The organism is Mycobacterium sp. FW102-FHT13B02 (assembly GCF_058790275.1).
Window position 1 is genome coordinate 1 of the sequence record NZ_JBYTCM010000065.1, and the last position, 1,698, is coordinate 1,698.

The following is a 1,698-nucleotide window of genomic DNA, read 5'->3' on the forward strand; positions in this document are numbered from 1 at the left end:
TAGCCTCGATTTTTCGTGAGAGTTGTTCGGACTTGGTGCTGGCCTGAATTTTTGTTGCCAAGCAACGGGTTTCTTGTCGTGGCGTGGTTGATTCGTCCCGTGTCGCCGGGTGGGGCGGGCTTTCCTTGGGGCCGAGGGTCTTTCGTGGTTGTTGGGACGGTGGTTTGGCGGCTATCTGAACGCTGAGCGGATGCGCTGCCAGGCCGTGGCGATAGCGGCGGCCCAGCGCCAGGTGGCATCGATGCGCAGGTGTCGTTGGCGGGCTCCGCGGGTGAGGCGGGCCGCCACGTGCAGGACCCGGTAGCGGAATGTGTCGATCTCAGCGCGGGCCAGTGCGCGGTGGTCGCGGAAGCCGATCAGGCGGGCCCAGGTGACCAGGTCAGCGGCGGCCAGCACGATTTCCAGCCACGCGGCGTTGGCCCAGAAACTATGGCACGGCAGGTTACGCAAACCCGTGGCTTTGAGTTCACGGATGCGGTCTTCGACGCGGGCGTGCTGGCGGTGCCGTAGCTCCAGGCCGGCGACCTGACCGGGCACCGCGCCGGGTTCGGTGTCGGTGATGAACGCGGTCACGCGCATGCCGTCGGCGTCGGTGAACCGCAGCTGTGCTCCGGGATGCGGGCGTTCTTTGCGCAGGATCAGCCGGGTGCCGGTAGGCCAGGTGTCCAGGTTGACCAAGGGCGTGGCTTCGGCGACCCAGGCGCCGTCGCGGATACCGCCATCGGTGTCGATCGCCGGGTACCAGCCGTCGGCGATGTTGAGGGTGTCCACGGCGTCCTGCACACCGGGGCCGACGGGATACCCGAAGGAGAACCCGACTCCGGCAGCGCGGCACGCCTCGGCGAATCGGTGGGTGGCTCCAGCGGTGTCGCTGCGGATCAGCACCTTTGGCTTGCCGGGATCTCCGGGACGGTCGGGATCGGGCCGCCACCGAGCCGGCAGGGCTGCCAGCGCCCGAGCCAGCAAGATGATGTGGTCCGAGGCGGTGTTTGAGCCGGCGTTACCGTTGCGCAGCATCCCGGCCAGGGCTTCCCCACCGCAGATGTCGGGTCGGTCCACAAACGCCAGCAGCGGATGCAGACCGAACGTTTTCTTCCATGTCGACGCGGCGCCACGCTTGTTGTCGGAGTGATCGATCACCAGGGTCGCATCGACATCGATGTGCAACCAACCCTCGGTGGCCGGGCCGGCTCCGGACTCCCACACCGCCGTTCGTGCCGTCGCTCGCGCGGCCCAGATTCGGGGTAGATGTGCGGCGTCGATACGTTCATCGACCAGCCGCCACATCGTGGTCGTCGAGGCCTTCGCACCGAACGCGTGCTCGCGATCGCCGCACAGCTGTCCGACCCCGTCGATGCAGTCCGCGCCGTCAGCGACCGCGGCGGCCAGATCGGCGAACACATCGCCCGGCGCATACACCCACGGGCCCCGGTAGGTATCGGCCAATGCGGCAGTGACCTGCGCTGACAGGCCGGTCAAGTCAGCCAACTCACGCAGCATGCCCATCCCGGCATGCGACACAACACCATGACCATCGGCGGACACTTTCACCCGCGATACAGCCGCGATATTCTTCACTTGCGAAGTGCCTTCCCCTTGGAATACTTGAACCGTAGAGAAGTCCAATTATCCCTTGCAGGACAGGCACTTTCGCTTATCTACACCCTGTGGCGCACGCTATTTCACGAAAAATCCGGG

General features: G+C 65.9%; 2 protein-coding genes. One reads left to right on the forward strand and one right to left on the reverse strand.

The features are described 5' to 3' along the window. Positions 1–171: 171 nt before the first annotated feature. Positions 172–1,578: an IS1380 family transposase gene (locus tag AC3WTE_RS32570; RefSeq protein ID WP_492443755.1), complete on the reverse strand. Its 1,407-nt coding sequence runs from the start codon at positions 1,576–1,578 to the stop codon at positions 172–174. Here AC3WTE_RS32570 and AC3WTE_RS32575 point away from each other — a divergent pair. Further along, on the forward strand, positions 1,513–1,698 hold a 186-nt coding region (locus AC3WTE_RS32575), incomplete at its 3' end, for a hypothetical protein (protein ID WP_492443756.1). The two genes, AC3WTE_RS32570 and AC3WTE_RS32575, sit on opposite strands and share 66 nt — an antisense overlap.